Genomic DNA, 22,721 nt, shown 5'->3' with positions numbered 1-22,721 from the left:
TCGGGTCGTTAACTAGGAAGCGTTGCCGCCGTTCTTGGCGACGATCTCGTCACGGACGGCCTTCGGCACGGGCTCGTACGAGTCAAACTGCATGGTGTAGGACGCACGGCCCTGGGTCTGGGAGCGAAGGTCGGTGGCGTAGCCGAACATCTCGCCCAGGGGCACCTTGGCGCGAATGACCTTGGTGTCGCGACGGTCCTCCATGCCCTCGATCTTGCCGCGGCGGGAGGAGAGGTTGCCCATGACGTCGCCCATGTACTGCTCGGGGGTCTCGACCTCGACGGCCTCGACGGGCTCAAGAAGGACGGGGTTGGACTTCTTGAGGGCGTCCTTGATGGCCATGGAGCCGGCGATCTTGAAGGCGGCCTCGGAGGAGTCGACCTCGTGGTAGGAGCCGTCGATGAGCTTGACCTTGATGTCGACGACCGGGTAGCCGGCGATCACGCCGCTCTCGAGCGCCTCCTGGATGCCCTTGTCGATCGAGGGGATGTACTCCTTCGGGATGACGCCACCGACGATGGCGTTCTCGAACTCGTAGCCCTTGCCCTCCTCGTTGGGCTCCATGTCGATGATGGCGTGGCCGTACTGGCCGCGGCCACCGGACTGGCGGACGAACTTGCCCTCGGCGTGCGAGACGGCCTTGCCGGCGGTCTCACGGTAGGCGACCTGCGGCTTGCCGACGTTGGCGTCGACCTTGAACTCGCGGCGCAGGCGGTCGACGATGATCTCGAGGTGCAGCTCGCCCATGCCGGAGATGATGGTCTGGCCGGTCTCGTGGTCGGTGTGGACCTGGAAGGTCGGGTCCTCCTCGGCGAGCTTGGCCAGGCCCACGGACATCTTGTCCTGCTCGGCCTTGGTCTTGGGCTCAACGGCGACGGAGATGACCGGGGTCGCGAACTCGATGGACTCGAGGATGATCGGGTGCTTCTCGTCGCAGAGGGTCTCGCCCGTGGTGGTGTTCTTGAGGCCGACGCAGGCGACGATGTCGCCGGCGGAGCAGTTGTCACGGTCGACGCGCTCGTTGGCGTTCATCTCGAGGATGCGGCCGAGACGCTCGCGGTTGTCCTTGACCGAGTTGTAGACGTAGGAGCCCGCCTCGGCCTGGCCGGAGTACACGCGGATGTAGGTGAGCTTGCCCACGTAGGGGTCGGTCATGATCTTGAAGGCGAGGGCCGCGAAGGGCTCCTTCGGGTCGGCGTGACGGACCTCGGGCTCACCCTTGAGGTTGGTGCCGTCGATCTCGGTGACGTCGAGCGGGCTCGGCAGGTAGTCCACGACGGCGTCGAGGAGCTCCTGGATGCCCTTGTTCTTGTAGGCGGAGCCCACGAAGACGAGGTTGAGCTCGCCGTCGATGACGCCCTTGCGCAGGGCCGCCTTGAGGACGTCGACGTCGATCTCGGCCTCCTCGAGGACGGCCTCCATGATCTCGTCGGAGAAGTTGGAGGCGGCGTCGAGCAGCTCCTCGCGCTTCTCCTGGGCGAGCTCGACGAACTCGGCGGGGATGGCGTCCATGGGCTCGGGGTAGATCATGCCCTTGGCGTCCTCCTTGAAGTCCCAGGCGGTCATGGTGACCAGGTCCACGAGACCCCAGAAGTTGTTCTCCGCGCCCATCGGGATCTGGGCCGCGACGGCGTTGGCGTGCAGGCGGTCCTTCATGGTGTCGATGGCGTGGAAGAAGTCGGCGCCGATGCGGTCATACTTGTTGATGAACGCGATACGGGGGACGCCGTACGTGGTGGCCTGACGCCAGACGGTCTCGGACTGCGGCTGGACGCCGGCGACGGCGTCGAAGACCGCGACGGCACCGTCGAGGACGCGCAGGCACCGCTCGACCTCGGACGTGAAGTCAACGTGGCCCGGGGTGTCGATGATCTGGATGACGTGGTCCTTCCAGAAGCACGTGGTGGCCGCGGAGGTGATGGTCACGCCGCGCTCCTGCTCCTGGACCATCCAGTCCATGGTGGCGGCGCCGTCGTGCACCTCGCCGATCTTGTGGGTCTTGCCGGTGTAGTAGAGGATGCGCTCCGTCGTGGTGGTCTTGCCGGCGTCGATGTGAGCCATGATGCCGATGTTGCGGAGGTCCTCGAGCTTGTACTTAACCTTTGCCATGTGGCTTCTCCTCGATCCGGCGAACTAGAAGCGGTAGTGAGAGAACGCGCGGTTGGCCTCGGCCATCTTGAAGAGGTCCTCACGACGCTTGACGGAGGCGCCGACGCCGTTGGAGGCGTCGAGGATCTCGTTGGCGAGACGCTCGGCCATGGTCTTCTCCTTGCGGGCGCGGGAGAAGTTGACCATCCAGCGGATGGCAAGGGTGGTGGCGCGACGGGAGTTGACCTCCATGGGCACCTGGTAGGTGGCGCCACCGACGCGCTTGGGCTTGACCTCGAGGGTCGGGCGGATGTTGTCCATGGCCTTCTTGAAGACGGAGAGGGCGTCCTCGCCGGACTTCTGGGCCACGAGGTCGAAGGCACCGTAGACGATGCGCTCGGCGGTGGCCTTCTTGCCATCGAGAAGGACCTTGTTGATGAGCTGGGTCACGAGACGGTTGTTGTAGACGGCGTCAGGCTGGACCTCACGACGCACGGCTGCTGCACGACGCGGCATGTTGTATCTCCTCAGAACTGGTGACGATTACGTGGCGTTGGAACTACTTCGGGCGCTTGGTGCCGTAGCGGGAGCGCGCCTTCTGGCGGTTCTGGACGGCCGCGCAGTCGTAGGCGCCACGGATGATCTTGTAGCGAACACCGGGGAGGTCGCGCACGCGGCCGCCGCGGATGAGGACGATGGAGTGCTCCTGGAGGTTGTGGCCCTCGCCGGGGATGTAGGCGGTGACCTCGATGCCGTTCACGAGGCGCACACGGGCGACCTTACGAAGGGCGGAGTTCGGCTTCTTGGGGGTGGTGGTGAAGACGCGGGTGCACACGCCGCGCTTCTGGGGGTTGTGCTGCAGGGCTGCGTTCTTGGACTTCGACTTGACGCTCACGCGCCCGTTGCGAACGAGCTGGTTGATAGTAGGCAAAGCTCTCTCCTTCTATACCTATCGACGTGCCTGTTTGTTGTATTCAAGGGCCGAGCAGCACCTCTGCCCCGGATTGACGCGACGATGAACTTTACGCCGGGCCTCCGCTGTTGTCAAAACGCCACGGAGCCGGGCGTATCCATCCTTCACGGGATGTTCACGGCCGGGGGCGGTGGCCGGGGCGTCGCAGGTCGGTGCAGCTTCGCGGGCCGGCACGGCCGCCGGCCCCGACCCCCATGCGTAACTCCGCTTTTTCGGAAATCCCGCTTTGCGCGTTCTTCTCGCCATACGTATTCGGGGATTACCGACCAAATGGACGGCAATCCCCGAGCTACGTATCCGATAGTTTCACTTTTACGACGCGCAAACCCGGATTTCCGAAATCTGAGATTACGCGTCCCCGCGCGCGGGACGCGGAGCGGGCCCTAGGCCCAGGAGAGCCCCACAGATCCCATGCCGAGGTTCTGCGCGAGGACGGGGCCGCCGTCCTTCACGCGGACGCGGGCGTCGGGGAAGCGCTTGCGCACGGCGAGAAAAACCTCGCGGGCCTCGGAGCCGCGCGGGCCGAAGTGCGAGAGCACGAACTCCCGCGCGCCGGCCGGCACCTCGGCCACGAGGGCGCGCGCCATGCCGTGGGCGCCGCGGCCCTGCCCCACCTCGACGATGGCCCCCTCGGAGAGCTCCATCACCGGGTAGCGGTTGAGCTTGCTCATGACCGCGCGACTGAAGGCACCCAGCCGACCGCTTCGGTGGAGGACGCGCACGTCGGGCACCGTGAAGAGGATGCGCTGGTCCGCGCGGGCCTGCGTGAGCGCACGCGCGGCCTCGTCGAGGGTCGCGCCGCTCTCGGCGAGCGCGTGGGCACGGCGCACGAGAAACTCGAGCGCGCCGGCCGTGGCCCAGGAGTCCACGACGCGCACGTGCTCGCCGGTCGGGTCAACGGCCCGCGCGGCCTCCTCGGCGCTGCGGAAGGTCCCGGAGAGGCGAGAGGAGATCGTGAGGCAGAGCACGTCCTCGCCCTGCGCCCTGCGGGCGCGGAACGCGCGCTCGAAGGCGCTCGGGTGGGCGGCCTCGGTCTCGGCGCGCCGGCAGGCCAGCAGGTCGCGGGCGTACTCGCCGTTCTGCCCCACAAAGCCCTCCTCGCGGCGCACGCCGTCCACGACGTAGGCGACAGGGACCGTCTCGACGCCCAGCTCCTCGGCCTCGACCTTGGTAAGGCCGCAGGTGGAATCGGTTACAAGCGCGAGCATAGGTGGTCGCCTCCCATCGCACGGAACTTGTCGTAGCGGCGGCCCACGAGCTCCTCGGCGCTGAGGCCCTCAAGCTCGTCAAGGCAGAGCTCGACCTCGCGCATGAGGTCGTGGGCGACCTCGGTGGCGGAGAGCCCGGCGTCCGGCACGACGGCGTCGACAAGGCCGAGCGCGCGGAGGTCCTCCGCGGTGATGTGCAGCGCCTCGGCCGCGTCCGCCGCGCGCTTGGGGTCCTTCCAGAGAATCGAGGCGCAGCCCTCCGGGCTCACCACCGAGTAGGCGGAGCTCCCGAGCATGAGGACTCGGTCGGCGACGGCAAGGCCGAGCGCGCCGCCCGAGCCGCCCTCGCCCACGATGGCGCTCACGACGGGGACGGTCAGGCCGCTCATCTCCACGAGGTTGGTGGCGATGGCCTCGCCCTGGCCGCGCTCCTCCGCCCCGATGCCGCAGTAGGCGCCGGAGGTGTCCACGAGGCAGAGCACGGGACGGCCGAACTTCTCGGCCTGGCGCATGAGGCGCAGCGCCTTGCGGTACCCCTCCGGGTGCGCCATGCCAAAGTTGCGGCGCATGCGCTCCTTGGTGGTGTGGCCGCGCTCGATGGCGATCACCGTGAGCACGCGGCCGCCGCGCCAGCCGATGCCCGCCACCACGGCAGCGTCGTCGGCGAAGAGGCGGTCTCCGTGGAGCTCGACGAAGCCGTCGAGCGAGCGCTCGATGAGCTCGAGCGCCGTGGCGCGGTCGGCCGAGCGGGTGAGCTTGACGATGTCGTAGGCGCCCTGGGGCTCGACCGCGCGCCTGGGCCGGCCGCCGCGCTTGCCGCGCGGCTCCTCGTACGCAAGCGCGTGCGGGGCGCCCGGGGCAGGGGCCTCGCCGGCGTGCAGCGCCAGGAGCTCGGCGATCGTCGCCGCCATCTGGGAGCGCTCGACGATGAGGTCGCAGAAGCCGTGCTCGAGCAGGAACTCGGAGCGCTGGAACCCCGCGGGGAGCTTCTTGTGGGTGGTCTGCTCCACCACGCGCGGCCCGGCAAAGCCCACGAGCGCGCCCGGCTCGGCGAGAATGACGTCGCCCTCCATGGCAAAGCTCGCGGTGACGCCGCCCGTGGTGGGGTCGGTGAGCACCGTCAGGTAGAGGAGCCCCGCCTCGGCGTGGCGGCGCACCGCCGCGGAGATCTTGGCCATCTGCATGAGCGAGGTCGTACCCTCCTGCATGCGGGCACCGCCGGAGACGGTGAAGCCCACGACGGGCAGGCCAAGCTCGGTCGCGCGCTCAAAGGTACGCGTGATCTTCTCGCCCACGACCGCACCCATCGAGCCCATCATGAACTCGGCGTTCATGAAGAAGAGGGCGCAGTCGCGCCCGCCGATCCTGCCGCGGCCGCAGAGCACGGCGTCGTTCTCGTGGCTCTTCTCGCGCGCGGCGTCGAGCTTCTCCGGGTAGCCGGGGAACTCCAGGAAGTCCGTGGCCGCGAGCTCGCGGTCCCATTCCTCGAAGCTGCCGGCGTCCACCGTGATGCGCATGCGCTTGCGCCCGGAGACGCGCAGGTGACGGCCGCAGCGCGGGCACACGTCGAGGTTCTCCTCCAGCTTGGACTGGTCGATCACGCGACGGCACCCGGGGCACTTGATCAGCACGTGGCGCTCGGGAAACTCCGCGGCGACCTCGGTCACCGGGCTCTCGAGGGCGTTGACGCTCTTCTCCCGCTTACTCATAGAGGTGCTCCATCAGGTTGGTGTGGTAGTTGCCGGAGACGAACTCGGGGTTGGACAGGATGTCGAGGTGCAGCTCGCTGTTCTCGGCCACGCCCTCCACGACGAGCTCGCCGAGCGCCGAGCGCATCTTGCGGATGGCCTCCTCGCGCGTGGAGGAGCACACGATGAGCTTGCCGAGGAGCGAGTCGTAGTAGGGCGGCACCACGGCGCCCACGTAGAGCGCCGAGTCAAAGCGCACCTGCGGGCCGCCGGGGACGTGGAGCATCGTGACCTCGCCGCAGGACGGGAGGAACTCGGGGGTCTCCGCGTTGATGCGGCACTCGATCGCGTGGTTCTGGATCGTGATGTCGTCCTGCGTGAACGGCAGCTCGGCGCCGGCGGCCACGCGCAGCTGCCACTTGACGAGGTCCACGCCGCTCACGAACTCCGTGACGGGGTGCTCGACCTGCAGGCGGGTGTTCATCTCCATGAAGTAGAAGCTGCCGTCGTCGGCAAAGAGGAACTCGATCGTGCCCACGCCCACGTAGCCCACGGCGGCCGTGAGGTCGCGCGCCGCCTTGTGCATGCGCTCGCGGACGCCGGGGTGGGCGTCCAGGCACGGCGCCGGGCTCTCCTCGATGAGCTTCTGGTTGCGGCGCTGGACCGAGCACTCGCGCTCGCCGAGGGAGACCACGTGGCCCTGGGCGTCGGCCAGGACCTGGACCTCCACGTGGTGCGCGGGCGAGACGAACTTCTCCATGTAGCACTCGCCGTCGCCGAAGGCGGCCTCGGCCTCGGCGTGGGCCTCGGTGAAGGCGCGGCCGGCGTCCTCGGCGCGCTCCACCTTGCGGATGCCACGGCCGCCGCCGCCCGAGCGGGCCTTGATGAGCACCGGGCAGCCGATGCGCTCGGCCTCGCGCACCGCCTCGTCGGCGTCCTTGAGCAGGTCGCAGCCCGGGACCACGGGCACGCCGGCCTCGCGCGCGGTGCGGCGCGCGTTGTCCTTGTCGCCCATGCGCTCGATGACCTCGGGCGAGGGGCCCACGAAGACGAGGCCGCACTCCTGGCACTCGCGCGCGAAGTGCGCGTTCTCCGAGAAGAACCCGTAGCCGGGGTGGATGGCCTTGGCGCCCGACTGGAGGGCCACCGTGATGATGGCGTCCTCGTTGAGGTAGCTGTCCGCGGGACGCGGGCCACCGATGCAGTAGGCCTCGTCGGCGAGGGCCACGTGCAGGGCCTCGGCGTCGGCCGTCGAGAAGACGGCGACGGTCTTGACGCCCATCTCCTTGCACGCCCTGATCACGCGGACCGCGATCTCGCCGCGGTTCGCAATGAGGATCTTGTCGAACATCGTCGCCTCCTGGCGCGCCGTGCAAAGGGGACAGTCGCTTTTGCACGCCGCTCTCTCCTAATGCCCAGCACCGTGCAAAAGTGACTGTCCCCTTTGCACGGCCCGCCGTTACATGAGGGCGAAGGACATCTCGGCCTGGCAGCAGAGCTCACCGTTCACGCGCGCCTCGCCCGTGGCAAAGCGGAAGGGCCCGCGGCTCCTGGTGATGCGGCACGTGAGCTCGATGGTGTCGCCGGGGTGCACGGGATGCTTGAAGCGCACCTTGTCGAGGCTCGTGTAGAAGGGCGTCGCCCCCTTGGCCGCCAGGTCGTCGGCGAGAAGGACGCAGCAGTTCTGCGCGAGCATCTCGCACTGGATCACGCCGGGGACCACGGGATTGCCGGGGAAGTGGCCCTGCACGAAGAACTCGTCGCCGGTGATGGTGATCTTGCCGTGGGCCTCGCCGTCAACGACCTCGGCCTCGTCGAGCAAGAGCATGGGCTCGCGGTGGGGCAGGAGCTCCTTGAGCGCCTCCTTGTCCATGGCGTCCTCCCTAGTACATCTTCATGAGGCAGCAGCCGTACTCGACGAGATCGCCGTCGTGCACGCAGATGTCCACGATCTCGCCGTCCTCCTCGGCCGTGACCTCGTTCATGACCTTCATGGCCTCGATGACGCAGAGCGTCTCGCCCTTCTTCACCTTGGAGCCCACGCGCACGAAGGGCTCGGCGCCGGGCGAGGGGGCGGCGTAGAAGACGCCGACCATGGGGGCGCGCACGGCCGTGGTGTGCGACATGTCGAGCGGCTCGTCCTGCGCAGGTGCCGGCGCAGGCGCCGGTGCGGGGGCGGGCACGGGCGCGCTCGGCGCAGCCGGCGCGGCGGCCACCGGGGCGGGCGCGGGGGCGGCCGTCCCACCGCACTCGAGCTCGACGGCGGACCCGTCAGGCTCCTCCACGCGCACGCGCGAGAGCCCGTGGCTCCTCATGATGTCGGCGATCTCAGAGATCTTCGCAGCGTCCATTGCTAGCTCCTCTCGACGGCGCGGAAGGCGAGCGCCGCGTTGTGTCCGCCAAAGCCGAGGTTGGTGGAGAGGGCCCACGCAAGCGGGCACTCCACGGCCTCGTTGGGCGTGTAGTCGAGGTCGCACGCCTCGTCGGGCGTGCGGTAGTTGATGGTGGGCGGCACGACGCCCTCCTGGAGGGCGAGCGCGCAGGCCATGGCCTCGACGGCGCCCGTGGCACCGATCATGTGACCGGTCATCGACTTCGTCGAGGAGATGTGCGCCGCACGGGCCGCCTCCTCGCCGAGGGCCATCTTGAAGCCGCGGGTCTCCGTGGCGTCGTTGAGCTTGGTGGAGGTGCCGTGGGCGTTGATGTAGAGCCCCTCCTCGGGCCTCACGCCGCCCTCCTCCACCGCCTGGCGGATGGCGCGGGTGATGCCGCCGGCCTCCGGGTCGGGCGAGGTGATGTGGTAGGCGTCGTCGGTGTTGCCATAGCCCACGACCTCGGCGTAGATGTGGGCGCCGCGCGCGACGGCGTGCTCCCACTCCTCGAGGACGAGCACGCAGGCGCCCTCGCCCATGACAAAGCCGTCGCGGTCCGCGTCGAACGGGCGGCAGGCCGTGGCCGGGTCGGGGTTGGTAGTGAGGGCGCGGCAGCTCGTGAAGCCGGCGATGGAGTCGGGCATGATCGCCGCCTCGGCGCCGCCGGCAAGGATCGCGTCGGCATAGCCGTGCTTGATGGCGCGGAAGGCCTCGCCCACGGCGTGGGCGGAGGTCGCGCACGCGGTCACGACGGGCAGCGTGGGGCCGAGGGCCTTGTGACGGATGGCGATGGAGCCGGAGGCCATGTTCGCGATCATCATGGTGATCATGAACGGGGACGCCCGGCGCGGGCCGCGCGCGGCGATGGTGTGGACGTTGTCGGTGTAGGCCTGGATGCCGCCCACGCCCGAACCCACGTAGACGCCCAGGCGCTCGTGGTCGATGGCACCCTCGGCGTCAAGGCCGGAGTCGGCCATGGCCTCGTCGGAGGCAACGAGCGCAAACTGCACGTAGGGGTCCTGGTGGGCGGCGTCCTGCTTGCCGAGGAGCTCCACCGCGTCAAAGCCCTTGACCTCGGCGGCGACCTTCACCTTGAAGGCCTCGGTGTCGAAGTGGGTGATGGGGCCGATGCCGCAGACGCCCTCCTTCATGGCCTCCCACGTATCGCGCGCGTTGTTGCCGAGCGGCGTGACGGCACCCATACCCGTGATTGCAACCCTGTGTTCCATCTCGTCTCCCAACATGTGGAAAGGGGACCGTCCCCTTTCCACGTATTCCTTATGTGGAAAGGGGACGGTCCCCTTTCCACATGGCTCGCTACATCGCCATGCCGCCGTCGACGCGGATGACCTCGCCCGTCACGTAGGAGGCCCCGTCGCTCACGAGGAAGCGCACCACGGACGCCACCTCGTCGGCCACCGCCAGGCGGCCGAGCGGAATCTCCTTCTCGTAGTTCTCGCGCACGCCCTCGGAGAGGACGGCCGTCATGTCCGTCTCCACGAAGCCGGGCGCGATCGCGTTCACCGTGACGCCGCGCGGCGCGAGCTCGCGCGCCACGGACTTGGTGAGGCCGATCAGGCCCGCCTTGGAGGCGGCATAGTTGGCCTGGCCCGCGTTGCCCATGAGGCCCACGACGGAGGCCATGTTGACGATGCGCCCCCCGCGCTGGCGCATGAAGGCGCGGGCGAGGGCGCGCGTGGTGTGGAACGCACCCTTGAGGTTGACGTCGATCACGCGGGAGAAGTCCTCGTCGCTCATGCGCACGAGCAGGCCGTCGCGCGTGACGCCCGCGTTGTTGACGAGCGCCCAGACGCTCCCGAAGTCGGCGAGCACCGCGTCCACGGTCGCCTTGACCTCGTCGGCAGAGGAGACGTCGCAGCGGTAGGCCCGCGCGGTGGCGCCGGCGGCCTCGCAGGCGGCCACGGCCTCGGCGGCCGCGGCCTCGTTGCCCGCGTAGACGAGCGCGAGGTCAAAGCCGTCGGCGGCAAGCCCCTCGGCAACGGCGCGGCCGATGCCGCGCGACGCGCCGGTGACAAGGGCCACGCGGCGCTCGGCGCTGCGCTCGAGGGTGCCGGTCTTCACGTTCTTCTCGGCCATGGCTACTCCCCCTTCTCGGAAAGGGCGGCGAGAACCGCCTCGAGCTGATCTGCGGTCTCGCACGGCAGCGCGGTGACGCCCTCGAGGGTGCGGCCCACAAGGCCGGTGAGGGTCTTGCCCGGGCCCACCTCGATGAAGGTGTCCACGCCGTCGGCGGCCATGCTCTCAAGGGTGCGGACCCACTGCACGGGGTTGGCCACCTGGCTGGAGAGCAGCGTCGCCCGCTCGGCCTCGTCGGCCGGGTAGGGCTCGCCCGTGCGGTTGGCGAGCACGGGGACGGCGGGCTCGGCAGGGGCGTGGCCGTCCGCGAGGTAGGCCGCAAGGCCGCGCTCGGCCTCGGCCATGAACGGGCTGTGGAAGGCGCCCGAGACGGCGACCTTCATCGCGCGGCCCTTGGCCTCCTTGACGAGAAGATCGAGCTTCTCGCAGGCCTCCTCGGTACCGGCCACGACGGTCTGGAGCGGGCTGTTGTAGTTCACGGGCCAGGCGTCGCCCGCCTCGGCGGCGAGGCGCTCCACGGTGGCGGCGTCGAGCTTCACGACGGCGCGCATGGCGCCGGGGTTCTTCTCGGCGGCGTCGGCCATGAGCTCGGCGCGGTGGCACACGAGCTCGAAGCCCTGCTCGTCGGTGTAGGCGCCGGCAAAGGTGAGCGCGGCGACCTCGCCGAGCGAGAAGCCCGCCACCACGTCCGGCGCGACGCCGTGCGCGGCGAGCGCGCGGGCGCACGCGAGGTCGGCGGCAAACACGCAGGGCTGCGTGTTGATGGTCTGCGAGAGCTCCTCCTTGGTGCCGGTGAGGCACTGCTCGGTGGTGCCGGGGCGCACGGCGTCGGCGGCGTCGAAGACGGCCTTGGCCGCGGGCTCGGACTCGATGAGGTCGGCGCACATGCCGGGGTGCTGGGCTCCCTGGCCGGCGAAGAGAAACGCTACCTTACCCATTGCATAGCTCCTGCCAGGACCTTCTCGGCCCCGTTCACGAGGTCGTCCACGATCTCGAGCGCGCTCTGGCGCTCCTTCACCATGCCGGCGATCTGGCCGCAGAGGAAGCTGCCGTTCTCGTAGTCGCCCTCCTTGGCCGCCTTGCGCAGGGCGCCCGTGCCGAGGGCGTTGAGCTCGTCCTCGGAGGCGCCCGCGGACTCCAGCTGGTAGTACTTGTTGGAGAACGGGTTCTTGAGGGCGCGGACCGGGTGGCCGGTCGAGCGGCCCGTGGCGCGCGTGGCGATGTCGTTAGCCTTGAGGACCATGTCCTTGTACTTCTCGGACACGGTGCACTCGTCGGCCACGAGGAAGCGCGTCCCCACCTGGACCCCCACGGCGCCGAGCATGAGGGCGGCGGCGACCCCGCGCCCGTCGGCGATGCCGCCGGCGGCGATGACGGGGATCTTCACGGCGTCCACGACCTGCGGCACGAGCGCCATCGTGGTGGTCTCGCCGATGTGGCCGCCGGACTCGGTGCCCTCGGCCACCACGGCCACGGCGCCGGCGCGCTGCACGAGCTTGGCCATGGCAACGGAGGCCACCACGGGGATGACCTTGATGCCCGCGGCGTTCCAGGCCTTCATGTACTTGGTCGGGTTGCCGGCGCCGGTCACGACCACGGGGACGTGCTCGTCGATGACGACCTGGGCCACCTCGTCGGCAAACGGGCTCATGAGCATGACGTTCACGCCGAAGGGCTTGTCGGTCTTGCTGCGGAGCTCGTGAATCTGCTCGCGCAGCCAGTCGGCGTTGGCGTTCATGGCCGCGATGATGCCGAGGCCGCCGGCCTCGGAGACCGCCGCGGCGAGGGACGCGTCGGCGATCCAGGCCATCCCGCCCTGGAAGACGGGCTTCTCGATGCCGAGAAGGTCGCAGATGGGGGTGCGCAGCATGACTAGTTCTCCAGGAGGGACTCGACCATCTCGACGAACTCGCCGATGGTGGTGGGGTTGGACTCGGCGTCGATCTCGATGCCGAACTCGTCCTCGCAGGCCATGACGGCCTCAACGGTGGCCAGGCTGTCGAGGCCGACCTCGGCGAGGGTGGTCTCGGGGGTCATCTCGACGTCGTCGAGGCCGCCCTGCTCGCGGACGATCGCGCAGACGCGGTCGAAGGTGCTCTGATCTGCCATGATGTTCTCCTTTATCCGTGCGCCCCGAGGGGCGCGCCAATGGACGGGTGGGCTAGCCCCAGCGTAGCAGGCACGCCCCGGTGTCGAGGCCCGCCCCAAAGCCCACGAGGGCCACGAGGTCGCCCTCGGCGAGGCCGCCGGAGCGCGCGAGCCTGTCGAGCGCGAGCGGGATGCAGGCGCTCGAGATGTTGCCGGTCTCGGCGAGCGAGCGGACCACCTTGGCGTCGTCGATGCCGAGTCGGGCGACGGCCGAGGACAGGATGCGCTCGTTGGCCTGGTGGAACACGAAGTGGTCGATGTCCTCCACGCTCACGCCCGCCTGCTGGGCGAGCTCGATCACGGAGGAGCAGATGGTGCCGACCGCAAACTTGAAGACGCGGCGCCCCTCCATGGCGAGGTGCGGCTCCGGGCGCTCGGTCTCGTCGTAGGGGGAGGTCCCGGGGACGCCGGGGACATGGAGGACGTCGACGCCGGGCTCGGTGGAGACGCTCACGGCGAGCGGGTTGGCGCCGTCCGCGCCGAGCACCGCGGCCGCGGCGCCATCGCCAAACAGGACGCAGGTGGCGCGGTCCGTCCAGTCGAGAAGGCGGCTCACCTTCTCCGCCGCGACCACAAGGACCGTGCGCACGCGGCCACGGGCGAAGTAGCCGTCCGCCACGTCCAGCGCAAAGACAAAGCCCGCGCAGGCCGCCGAGACGTCAAAGGCGGGGCAGCTCGCCCCGATTCCCTCGGCGATGGCGCAGGCCTGGGCCGGCATCAGATGGTCGCCGCTCGTGGTTGAGCAGATGATGAGGTCAAGCTCCGAGGGGTCCACGCCGGCCGCGGCGAGCGCCCGCTCGGCGGCCGCGTTGGCAAGCTCGTCCAGGGTCTCCGTGGTGCACAGGCGGCGGCTCTTGATGCCCGTGCGCGGAAAGATCCACTCGTCGGACGTGTCGAGGAAGGACGAGAACTCGTCGTTGGCCACCGAGCGCGCCGGCAGCGCAGAGCCCGTTCCCAGAATCCGGAATCCCACGCAACCCCTCTCGTCGTCGCTTGTTAACGCGTCAACATCTCATAGTAGCGTAGTCAAAGGGAAACGACGGTGCGTCGTCATTGACCGCGCGTCCCATTTTGCCACGACACCTCCACACCCGCACCCGACGTTCGGTGGCTCGCCTACAATCGGGGGACCAGCGTCGGAAGAGAGGGCACCATGGCACCGCTCCCACCCATCGCCGTGGTCCCCACGGCAGGCTCCACCAACGAGGACGTCCTGGCGTGGGGCCGCGCGGGCGCGCCTCACGGGGCCGCCCTGCGCGCCGAGCGACAGGTTGCCGGGCGCGGGCGGCGCGGGCACTCCTGGACCTCGCCCGCGGGCAACCTCTACCTCTCCGTGCTGCTGCGCCCCCCTGTGGCGCCGGAGCGCCTCGCCGGGCTCGCGGCCGCCTGCGGCCTGGGCGCCGTGCGCGGCCTGGCCGCCGCGGGCCTTGCGGGTGAGGTGAGCCTCAAGTGGCCCAACGACCTTCTTGCGCGCGGGCGCAAGCTCGCCGGCATCCTCGTCGAGGCGGCGCGCGACGAGGCCGGGGAGACCTTTGCCGTCTGCGGCATCGGCGTCAACGCGGCGCACGCCCCGCGCGAGCTCGGCGCCGTCTCCCTTGCCGAGCTCGACCCCACGGCCCCCTCCCCCGCCGCGCTCGCCGAGCCCCTTCGCGATCAGATCGTTTCCAGCGTGGACGCCTGGGCCCGCTCCGTGGCGGCGCTTCCCAAACAGGACGGCCCGCTGGCGCCGATCCTCGCCGACTATCACGCGCATCTCGCCTGGCTGGGCTCGAAGGTCGTCGCCCGCACGCCCGCGGGCGACGAGCTCTGCCGCGGGCAGCTCTCCGGCGTGGACGCTTGGGGCCGCGCGTGCCTGGAGACGCCGCGCGGCCCCAGGCTCTTCTCGGCCGAGGAGGCCTCCCTTCGCCCCGTCTAGCCCCCTCGCCACGGGCGAGAAGCGCCCCTCCTTGTCACAAACGGGCGCCGGCCCCGCAGCTGCGGGGCCGGCGCCCGTCCTACGCGCGTGAGGCGCGTCTACTCGTCGTCGCTCTCGGACTCCTGGCGGACCACCTGGGAGAGGAGGTCGTCGAGGGAGCCGAGGTCCTCGTTGATGACGTCGGAGTCGTCGGACGGCTTCTCGGTGCCGCCGATGAGCTCGTCGTCGTCGAAGTGGTGCGTGGCCGGCGCGGCGGTGCCGAGCATGATGTCGGCGTCGGCGTCCGGCGAGAAGACCATGTTCAGGAGCTGGGAGAGGTCCTCGCTGTCGGCCTCGGAGTCGTCGGGCTCCAGGATGTAGAGCAGGCCGCGGGCCTCGAGGCCGTCGCGGAGCTCCTCGATCGCCTTGGCGCCGATGCCGTCGATGCGCAGCAGGTCGTCCTCGGTCTTGCCGATAAGGTCGCCCACGGTCTCGATGCCCACCTCGCTGAACTTGTTGGTCCAGCGCTGCGAGACGCCGAGATCGTCGAAGAGGTAGAGCTTGGCGTCCTCGCTGGAGAGCGTGCGGCCGTTCTTGGAGTACACGCCACCGAAGCCGTAGTCGTCGCCGACCCAGTCGAGCTGCTTGGGAAGCTGCTCCTCGATGCCCTTGAGCTCGTCGGGCGCCCACTCGGGCAGGCTCTTGGCGAGCGGCGACGTGGGACCGTCGATCTTGGTCCCGTGGTAGGTGAGCTCCACGTCGTGGTAGGCGGGGAGGCCCGTGCCGGCCGGGATCTGCTTGCCCACGATGACGTTGGACTTGAGGTCGAGCAGGTGGTCCACGTCGCCCTCGATGGCGGCCTCGGTGAGGACGCCGGCGGTGCGGATGAACGACGCGCTCGAGAGCCAGGAGTCAATGGAGCTTGCCACCTTGAGCGTGCCCAGGATGACGGGCTCGGCCTCGGGCGGCGTGCCGCCAGCGAGCGCCACGTTGCGGACGGTGTCCGCGAAGACGTAGCGGTCGACGTACTGGCCGAGCAGGTACTGGGAGTCGCCGGGGTTGGTCACCTGGACGCGACGCAGCATCTGGCGGGCGATGACCTCGATGTGCTTGTCGTTGAGGTCGACGCCCTGGGAGGTGTAGACGTCCTTGACCGACTCGACGAAGGTGTGCATCGTCGACTCGATGTCGGTGAGGCGACGGAGCTTGCGGAAGTTGACGAAGCCGCGGGTGATCTGGTCGCCGGCGCGCACCTCGACGTTGTCCTCGATGCCCGGCATGAAGCGCACGGACGCGGGGACGCGCCACTCCTCGATGATGCGGGTCGTGTCCTCGGCATCGTAGATGCGCAGGAGGTACTCGGCCTGCTCGGGGGTGATGCGCAGGAGGCCGGAGACGGGGGCCAGGTCGGCCTCGCGCCCGAGGATCTTCTCGTTCACGTTGCCGACGACGTCGAACATGCGGGCGACCGTGGGGAGGCCCTGCGTGATGTCGTCGGCGCCGGCGACGCCGCCGGAGTGAATGGTGCGCATCGTGAGCTGGGTGCCCGGCTCGCCGATGGACTGGGCGGCGATGATGCCGACGGCCGTGCCGATGTTGACCGGACGACGCGTGGAGAGGTCCCAGCCGTAGCACTTCTGGCAGACGCCGTACTTGGACTTGCAGGTGAGCAGGGCGCGCAGCTCGACCTTCTTGAGGCCGTGCGCGACGAGCATCTCGAGGTCGGCCTTGGACTCCACGTAGGCGTCCTTGGCGATGAGGACCTCGCCCGTGGCGGGGTCGACGATGTCGTTGAGCGCGCAGCGGCCCACGAGGTCGGTGTCCACGGAGGTCTGGCCCGGCTTGATGAGCGGGTAGGTCACGCCCTCGTCGGTGCCGCAGTCGGCCTCGCGCACGATGACGTCCTGCGCCACGTCGACGAGACGGCGCGTCAGGTAGCCGGAGTCGGAGGTGTGCGACGCGGTGTCGACGAGGCCCTTGCGGGCGCCGTAGGTGGAGATGAAGTACTCGAGCGGCTCGAGGCCCTCGCGGAAGTTGGCCTTGATCGGCAGGTCGATCGTCTCGCCGGACATGTCGGCCATGAGGCCTCGCATGCCGGCCAGCTGACGGAGCTGCGTCTTGGAGCCACGGGCGCCGGAGTCGGCCATCATGTAGATGGGGTTGTCCTCGGCAAAGCCCTCGAGCATCTCGGAGGCCAGGAGGTCGGTGCACTCGGTCCAGGCGTTGACGACCTCGACGTGACGCTCGCGCTCGGACAGGAAGCCGTCCTCGTAGTACTCGTTGATCTCGTCGACGCGGCCCTGCGCCTCCTCGAGCAGCTGCGGCTTGTCCTCGGGAATGACGGCGTCCCAGACGGAGACGGTCAGGCCCGCGAGGGTCGCGTAGTGGAAGCCCGTGGACTTGATGGCGTCGAGAATCGGCTCGACCTCGGCCGTGGTGTAGCGGTCGCAGCAGTCGTTGACGAGCGCGCTGATGTCGCTCTTCACCATCTTGTAGTTGATGAAGGGGTAGTCGGCGGGCAGGCACTGGCGGTTGAAGATGATGCGGCCCGGCGTGGTCTCAAAGCGCGCGGGGCGCTCGGTGACGTCGAGGTCCTCGGTCTGGCCCTTGGCGGTGAGGATGCGGAAGATCTTGCGGCCGCCCTCGACGACGTTGGCATCGGCGGCGGAGACGCGCACGATGACCGGCTCCTGGAGGCTCAGGGTCGTGTCCATGTCAATGGCGAGCAGCGCGCTGTCGAAGTCGGCGTAGACCGGCATCTCGGCGGTGGGCTCGGAGGCGCCGCCCTTCTCGGTGGTGAGGAAGTAGGCGCCGAAGACCATGTCCTGGGAGGGGACCGTCAGCACCTTGCCGGAGGCAGGCGAGCGCAGGTTGTTGGACGACAGCATGAGCACGCGGGCCTCGGTCTGGGCCTGCGTGGACAGCGGCACGTGCACCGACATCTGGTCGCCGTCGAAGTCCGCGTTGAAGGGCGCGCACACGAGCGGGTGCAGGTGGATGGCCTTGCCCTCCACGAGGACCGGCTCGAAGGCCTGGATGGAGAGGCGGTGCAGGGTGGGTGCGCGGTTGAGAAGGACCAGGCGGTCCTGGATGACCTCCTCGAGCACGTCCCACACGGCCGCCATCTGACGGTCGATCGCGCGCTTGGCGCCCTTGATGTTCTCCACCTTGCCGAGCTCGACGAGGCGGCGCATCACGAAGGGCTTGAAGAGCTCGAGCGCCATCTGCGACGGCAGGCCGCACTGGTGGAGCTTGAGCTTCGGGTCGACGACGATGACCGAGCGGCCGGAGTAGTCGACGCGCTTGCCGAGCAGGTTCTGGCGGAAGCGGCCCTGCTTGCCCTTGAGGGCCTCGGCGAGGGACTTCAGCGGACGCCCGCCGCGCCCCGTGACGGGACGGCCGCGGCGGCCGTTGTCAAAGAGGGCGTCCACGGACTCCTGGAGCATGCGCTTCTCGTTGTTGACGATGATCGCCGGGGCGTCGAGGTCGAGCAGGCGCTTCAGGCGGTTGTTGCGGTTGATCACGCGACGGTAGAGGTCGTTCAGGTCCGACGCGGCGAAGCGGCCGCCGTCGAGCTGCACCATCGGGCGCAGGTCGGGCGGGATGACCGGGATGACGTCGAGGATCATGTTGGCCGGGTCGTTGCCGCCCTTGAGGAAGGCGTCGACGATCTCCAGGCGCTTGATGGCCTTCTCGCGCTTCTGCTTCTGGGCGTCCTCGGAGGCGATGACCTGGCGCAGGCTCTGGGCCTCGGACTCGAGGTCGATGCCGCGCAGCAGCTCGCGCACGGCCTCGGCGCCCATGCCGCCCTTGAAGTAGATGCCGTAGTAGCGCTTGAGCTCGGAGAAGAGCCCCTCGTCGGAGATGAGCTCGCGCTCCTCGAGCTGCATGAACTTCTCGTAGGCGTCGCGGCGCAGCGCCTTCTCCTCCTCGTACTCCTCCTCGAGGTCGGCGATGCCGGCGCGGATCTCCTCGGCGGAGAGCGGCTCGATGTCGCTGAACTCGTCGCCCGAGGCCTCGCCCTGCTCCTTCAGGCGCTCGATCTGCTCGTCGCGCTCGGCGTCGAGCTCCTCGAGGTCGGCGGCCAGCTCCTCCTTGAGGTCGTCGGCGTCGGCCTCGCGGGCCTCGGTGTCGACGTTGGTGATGATGTAGCTGGCGAAGTAGAGGACCTTCTCGAGGTCCTTGCTCTTGATGTCGAGCAGGCGGGCGAGCGGGAAGCTCGTCGGGCTCTTGAAGTACCAGATGTGGCTCACGGGCGCGGCGAGCTCGATGTGGCCCATGCGCTCGCGGCGCACCTTGGCGGTGGTCACCTCGACGCCGCAGCGCTCGCAGACGATGCCGCGGAAGCGGATGCCCTTGTACTTGCCGCAGGCGCACTCCCAGTCCTTCTGCGGGCCAAAGATCTTCTCGCAGAACAGGCCGTCCTTCTCGGGCTTCAGGGTGCGGTAGTTGATGGTCTCCGGCTTCTTGACCTCGCCGCACGACCAGCTGCGGATGCGGTCGGCGGAGGCAAGGGAGATCTTGATCGCGTCGAAGTCAGTGGTGTCGAAATCTGCCACAGTCGCTACTCCTTCTCGCTCTTCACGTCACCGGCAAGGGCGACGTCGGCGTTTGCGGCCTCGTCGGCGGCGGAGCCGATGAGGTCGTCCACGGCGGGCATGTCGGCAAAGACGTCCACGGCGCTCTCGGCGGCGTCCTTGGACTCGTCGGCCACGCGCTCGGCGCGCTTCTTGTAGGAGATCGGCTCGATGTCGAGCGCGAGGGAGCGAATCTCCTTGACGAGGACCTTGAAGGACTCGGGGATGCCGGCGGCGGGGACGTTCTCGCCCTTGACGATGGACTCGTAGGTCTTCACGCGGCCGTTAGTGTCGTCGGACTTGACCGTGAGAATCTCCTGGAGGACGTTGGCCGCGCCGTAGGCGTAGAGGGCCCACACCTCCATCTCGCCGAAGCGCTGGCCGCCGAACTGGGCCTTGCCGCCGAGCGGCTGCTGGGTGACGAGGCTGTAGGGGCCGGTCGAGCGGGCGTGGATCTTGTCGTCGACCATGTGGCCGAGCTTCAGGATGTAGGAGGTGCCCACGGTAATCGGGCTCTTGAAGGCCTCGCCGGTACGGCCGTCGTAGAGCGTGGTCTTGCCGAGCTCGTTGAGCTGCGGGACGAACTCCTCGCGCATGTGCTCGCCGTAGTCCTGGCGGGCCTTGTTCATGAGGTTGATGTTCGTGCGGCGCAGAATCTCGGCGACCTCCTCGTCGGTGGCGCCGTCAAAGACGGGCGTGGCCACGTTGATGGGGCCGGGCACGTAGCGCTCGGAGTTCTCCGACTCGTCGTCCCAGCCGTGGGAGGCGCCCCAGCCGAGGTGGCACTCGAGGAGCTGGCCGACGTTCATACGCGAGGGGACGCCCAGGGGGTCGAGAAGGACGTCGACCGGCGTGCCGTCGGCCATGTAGGGCATGTCCTCGACGGGCAGGACGTTGCAGACGACGCCCTTGTTGCCGTGGCGGCCGGCGATCTTGTCGCCCTGCTGGATCTTGCGGCGCTGCGCGACGAACACGCGGACGAGCTCGTTGACGCCCGGGGGCAGGTCGTCGCCGGCCTCGCGGCTGAAGCGCACCACGTCGACGACGCGGCCGTAGGAGCCGTGGGGCATCTTGAGGGACGTGTCGCGGACGTCGTGGGCCTTGGCGCCGAAGATGGCGCGGAGCAGCCGCTCCTCGGCGGTGAGGGCCGTCTCGCCCTTGGGCGTGACCTTGCCCACGAGGATGTCGCCGGGGCCCACCTCGGCGCCGATGCGGATGATGCCGTCATCGTCGAGGTTGGCGAGCATGTCCTCGGAGAGGTTCGGAATCTCGCGGGTGATCTCCTCGGGACCGAGCTTGGTGTCGCGGGCGTCGATCTCGTGGCGGGAGATGTTGATGGACGTGAGGAGGTCCTCCTGCACCACGCGCTCGGAGACGATGATGCCGTCCTCGTAGTTGAAGCCCTCCCACGGCATGTAGGCCACGGTGAGGTTGGCACCAAGGGCGAGCTCGGAGTGGTCGATCGAGGTGCCGTCGGCGAGCGGCTGGCCGGCCTCGACCTTGTCGCCCGCGTGGACGATCGGACGGTGGTTGATGCAGGTGGACTGGTTGGAGCGCTCGTACTTGGGGAGGTCGTAGCGCTCGGAGCCGTGCTCGTCGGAGTAGACGACCACGTGCGCGGCGTCGACCTCGGTGACCACGCCGGCGTGCGCGGCGCAGATGAGCTCGCCGGAGTCGAGCGCGGCGCGCTCCTCCATGCCGGTGCCCACGAAGGGGGCGTGCGCGCGGATCAGCGGCACGGCCTGGCGCTGCATGTTGGCGCCCATGAGGGTACGCTTGGCGTCGTCGTGCTCGAGGAACGGGATGAGGTTGGCGGCCACGGAGAGCAGCTGGCGCGGCGAGACGTCCATGTAGTCGACGTCCTCGACGTTGACCTGGGCGGGCGCGCCGAAGGAGCCGTCAAAGTCGCGCGTGCGGGCGATGATGCGCTCGGGGTGCGTGATCTCGCCGTTGTGGTCGAGCTCCACGAAGCGGCCGGTCTTGGGGTCAAACGGCGTGTTCGCGGGGGCGATGTTGTGCGTCTCCTCCTCGTCGGCCGTCATCCAGTCGATCTGGTCGGTCACCTTGCCGTCGACGACGCGACGGTAGGGGGACTCGATGAAGCCGTACTCGTTCACGTGCGCGTAGAGCGCGAGCGAGCCGATGAGGCCGATGTTGGGGCCCTCGGGCGTCTCGATCGGGCACATGCGGGAGTAGTGCGAGTTGTGGACGTCGCGGACCGCGGTCGGCACGTTGGTGCGGCGGCTGGAGCCGGACTTGTGGCCGGCAAGGCCGCCCGGGCCGAGCGCGGAGAGACGGCGCTTGTGGGTGAGGCCGGCAAGCGGGTTCGCCTGGTCCATGAACTGCGAGAGCTGGGAGGACCCGAAGAACTCCTTGATCGCGGCCACGATCGGGCGAATGTTGATGAGCGTCTGCGGGGTGATGTCGTCCACGTCCTGGGAGGCCATGCGCTCGCGGACCACGCGCTCCATGCGGCTCATGCCGATGCGGAACTGGTTCTGGACGAGCTCGCCCACGGTGCGGACGCGACGGTTGCCAAAGTGGTCGATGTCGTCGAGGCGCTTGGTGTCGTCGCCGGCGTGCAGGGCCAGGAGGTAGCGCAGGGCGTCGATGATGTCCTCGTGCGTGAGCACGCGGGCGTCGGCCTCGACCTCGCTGCCGAGCTTCTTGTTGACCTTGTAGCGGCCCACGCGGGCGAGGTCGTAGCGCTGCTCGTTGAAGTAGAGGCCGTCGATGAGCGAGCGGGCCGAGTCCACGGTGGGGGGCTCGCCGGGGCGCTGGCGACGGTAGATCTCGAGCAGGGCGTCCTCGCGGGTGGTGGCGGTGTCGCGCTCGAGCGTGTTGCGCACGACGTCGGAGTCGCCGAGGAGCGAGAGGATCTCGTCGTCCGTCTCGGCGATGCCAAGGGCGCGCAGGAACATCGTCGCGGACTGGCGACGCTTGCGGTCGATCGAGACCACGAGGTGGCCGCGCTTGTCGACCTCGAACTCGAGCCAGGCGCCGCGCGCGGGAATGAACTGCGCCTTGAAGACCTGCACGCCGTTGTCCATCTCCGTGGAGAAGTACACGCCCGGGGAGCGGACGAGCTGGGAGACCACGACGCGCTCGGTGCCGTTGATGATGAAGGTGCCGCGCTCGGTCATGAGCGGGAAGTCGCCCATGAAGACGAGCTGCTCCTTCATCTCGCCGGTCTCCTTGTTGACAAAGCGCACGTCAACGAAGAGGGGGGCCTGGTAGGAGATGTCCTTGGCACGGCACTCGGCGATCGTGTGCGCCGGGTCGCCGAACTGGTGGTCCCCAAAGGTGACCTGAAGGGTGTGGGCGGAGTTCTCGATGGGAGAGAACTCGGCAAAGGACTCCTGCAGCCCCTCGCCCATGAACCGCTCGAAAGACTCCTTCTGGACGGAGATCAGGTTGGGGAGCTCCATCACGGGGTCGATCTTGCTGAAGGTCTTGCGTCCGGTCGTGCCTTGTGGTTTGGTAAGAGCAGTCTTTACGGTAGACACCAGGCTTTTCCTCCTTCAAAAAGGGTGGAAGGCGGCAATTGTCGCAACGTAATAAGTTACCGAAACACCCTCTTTTGGTCAACGAAAAGTCTTGACTTAGACCTCCGTTTCGAGTATGTTTTCTCGCTCACCCCATCTACCTGCATAAATGCAAGCGCAAGAAGAACCTT

General features: G+C 68.8%; 17 protein-coding genes. 1 reads left to right on the top strand and 16 read right to left on the bottom strand.

All coding sequences use genetic code 11. The features are described from left to right. Positions 1 to 12 precede the first annotated feature (12 nt). From fusA to B5F84_RS00355, 14 genes are all read right to left on the bottom strand, one after another. Positions 13 to 2,109, bottom strand: coding sequence for an elongation factor G (gene fusA / locus B5F84_RS00420; RefSeq protein WP_087319586.1), 2,097 nt, complete (start codon positions 2,107 to 2,109; stop codon positions 13 to 15). A gap of 24 nt (positions 2,110 to 2,133) precedes the next feature. Next, positions 2,134 to 2,604 carry a 30S ribosomal protein S7 gene (rpsG, locus tag B5F84_RS00415; protein ID WP_087319584.1) on the bottom strand — a complete coding sequence of 157 codons (471 nt, stop codon included), beginning with the start codon at positions 2,602 to 2,604 and terminating at the stop codon, positions 2,134 to 2,136. 43 nt (positions 2,605 to 2,647) lie between these two features. Continuing rightward, a complete protein-coding gene (gene rpsL, locus B5F84_RS00410) occupies positions 2,648 to 3,019 on the bottom strand; it encodes a 30S ribosomal protein S12 (protein ID WP_072374142.1) in 372 nt (123 codons plus the stop codon). A 425-nt stretch (positions 3,020 to 3,444) separates the two neighbouring features. Next, positions 3,445 to 4,269 carry a DegV family protein gene (locus tag B5F84_RS00405; protein ID WP_087319582.1) on the bottom strand — a complete coding sequence of 275 codons (825 nt, stop codon included), beginning with the start codon at positions 4,267 to 4,269 and terminating at the stop codon, positions 3,445 to 3,447. Further along, positions 4,254 to 5,978, bottom strand: a complete 1,725-nt coding sequence (gene accD / locus B5F84_RS00400; protein WP_087319580.1) for an acetyl-CoA carboxylase, carboxyltransferase subunit beta — start codon at positions 5,976 to 5,978, stop codon at positions 4,254 to 4,256. Before accD ends, B5F84_RS00405 begins: the two co-directional genes overlap by 16 nt. Continuing rightward, the gene (accC, locus tag B5F84_RS00395; RefSeq protein WP_087319579.1) at positions 5,971 to 7,308 is read right to left on the bottom strand and encodes an acetyl-CoA carboxylase biotin carboxylase subunit; all 1,338 of its coding nucleotides are present in this window, start codon (positions 7,306 to 7,308) and stop codon (positions 5,971 to 5,973) included. Before accC ends, accD begins: the two co-directional genes overlap by 8 nt. A 108-nt stretch (positions 7,309 to 7,416) precedes the next feature. Beyond that, a complete protein-coding gene (fabZ, locus tag B5F84_RS00390) occupies positions 7,417 to 7,830 on the bottom strand; it encodes a 3-hydroxyacyl-ACP dehydratase FabZ (protein WP_087319578.1) in 414 nt (137 codons plus the stop codon). A gap of 10 nt (positions 7,831 to 7,840) precedes the next feature. Then, positions 7,841 to 8,308: an acetyl-CoA carboxylase biotin carboxyl carrier protein gene (gene accB / locus B5F84_RS00385; protein WP_087319576.1), complete on the bottom strand. Its 468-nt coding sequence runs from the start codon at positions 8,306 to 8,308 to the stop codon at positions 7,841 to 7,843. A 2-nt stretch (positions 8,309 to 8,310) separates the two neighbouring features. Continuing rightward, positions 8,311 to 9,558, bottom strand: coding sequence for a beta-ketoacyl-ACP synthase II (gene fabF / locus B5F84_RS00380; protein WP_087319574.1), 1,248 nt, complete (start codon positions 9,556 to 9,558; stop codon positions 8,311 to 8,313). 88 nt (positions 9,559 to 9,646) lie between these two features. Continuing rightward, on the bottom strand, positions 9,647 to 10,426 hold the full coding sequence (gene fabG / locus B5F84_RS00375) for a 3-oxoacyl-[acyl-carrier-protein] reductase (RefSeq protein ID WP_087319572.1): 780 nt from the start codon (positions 10,424 to 10,426) through the stop codon (positions 9,647 to 9,649). 2 nt (positions 10,427 to 10,428) lie between these two features. After that, positions 10,429 to 11,364 (bottom strand): ACP S-malonyltransferase, encoded by a 936-nt coding sequence (locus tag B5F84_RS00370; RefSeq protein WP_087319571.1) that lies wholly within the window; start codon positions 11,362 to 11,364, stop codon positions 10,429 to 10,431. Then, complete coding sequence (gene fabK, locus B5F84_RS00365; RefSeq protein ID WP_087319569.1) at positions 11,352 to 12,296, bottom strand: enoyl-[acyl-carrier-protein] reductase FabK; 945 nt, start codon at positions 12,294 to 12,296, stop codon at positions 11,352 to 11,354. Before fabK ends, B5F84_RS00370 begins: the two co-directional genes overlap by 13 nt. A gap of 2 nt (positions 12,297 to 12,298) precedes the next feature. Then, on the bottom strand, positions 12,299 to 12,535 hold the full coding sequence (locus B5F84_RS00360; protein ID WP_087319568.1) for a phosphopantetheine-binding protein: 237 nt from the start codon (positions 12,533 to 12,535) through the stop codon (positions 12,299 to 12,301). Positions 12,536 to 12,587: 52 nt separating this feature from the next. Next, on the bottom strand, positions 12,588 to 13,547 hold the full coding sequence (locus B5F84_RS00355; protein WP_087319566.1) for a beta-ketoacyl-ACP synthase III: 960 nt from the start codon (positions 13,545 to 13,547) through the stop codon (positions 12,588 to 12,590). A 180-nt stretch (positions 13,548 to 13,727) separates the two neighbouring features. Between B5F84_RS00355 and B5F84_RS00350 the strand changes: the two genes are divergently transcribed. Beyond that, complete coding sequence (locus B5F84_RS00350) at positions 13,728 to 14,489, top strand: biotin--[acetyl-CoA-carboxylase] ligase (RefSeq protein WP_087319565.1); 762 nt, start codon at positions 13,728 to 13,730, stop codon at positions 14,487 to 14,489. A 98-nt stretch (positions 14,490 to 14,587) separates the two neighbouring features. Here the strand turns inward: B5F84_RS00350 and B5F84_RS00345 are convergent, their stop codons facing one another. Together B5F84_RS00345 and B5F84_RS00340 are read right to left on the bottom strand one after the other, a co-directional pair. Beyond that, positions 14,588 to 19,027: a DNA-directed RNA polymerase subunit beta' gene (locus B5F84_RS00345; protein WP_087319563.1), complete on the bottom strand. Its 4,440-nt coding sequence runs from the start codon at positions 19,025 to 19,027 to the stop codon at positions 14,588 to 14,590. A gap of 5 nt (positions 19,028 to 19,032) precedes the next feature. Next, positions 19,033 to 22,554, bottom strand: coding sequence for a DNA-directed RNA polymerase subunit beta (locus B5F84_RS00340; RefSeq protein WP_204205471.1), 3,522 nt, complete (start codon positions 22,552 to 22,554; stop codon positions 19,033 to 19,035). Positions 22,555 to 22,721 lie beyond the last annotated feature (167 nt).

The sequence above is a fragment of the Olsenella sp. An290 genome (genome assembly GCF_002159535.1).
Classification (GTDB): Bacteria; Actinomycetota; Coriobacteriia; order Coriobacteriales; family Atopobiaceae; genus Thermophilibacter.
This window is presented reverse-complemented; position numbering and strand designations above follow the sequence as displayed.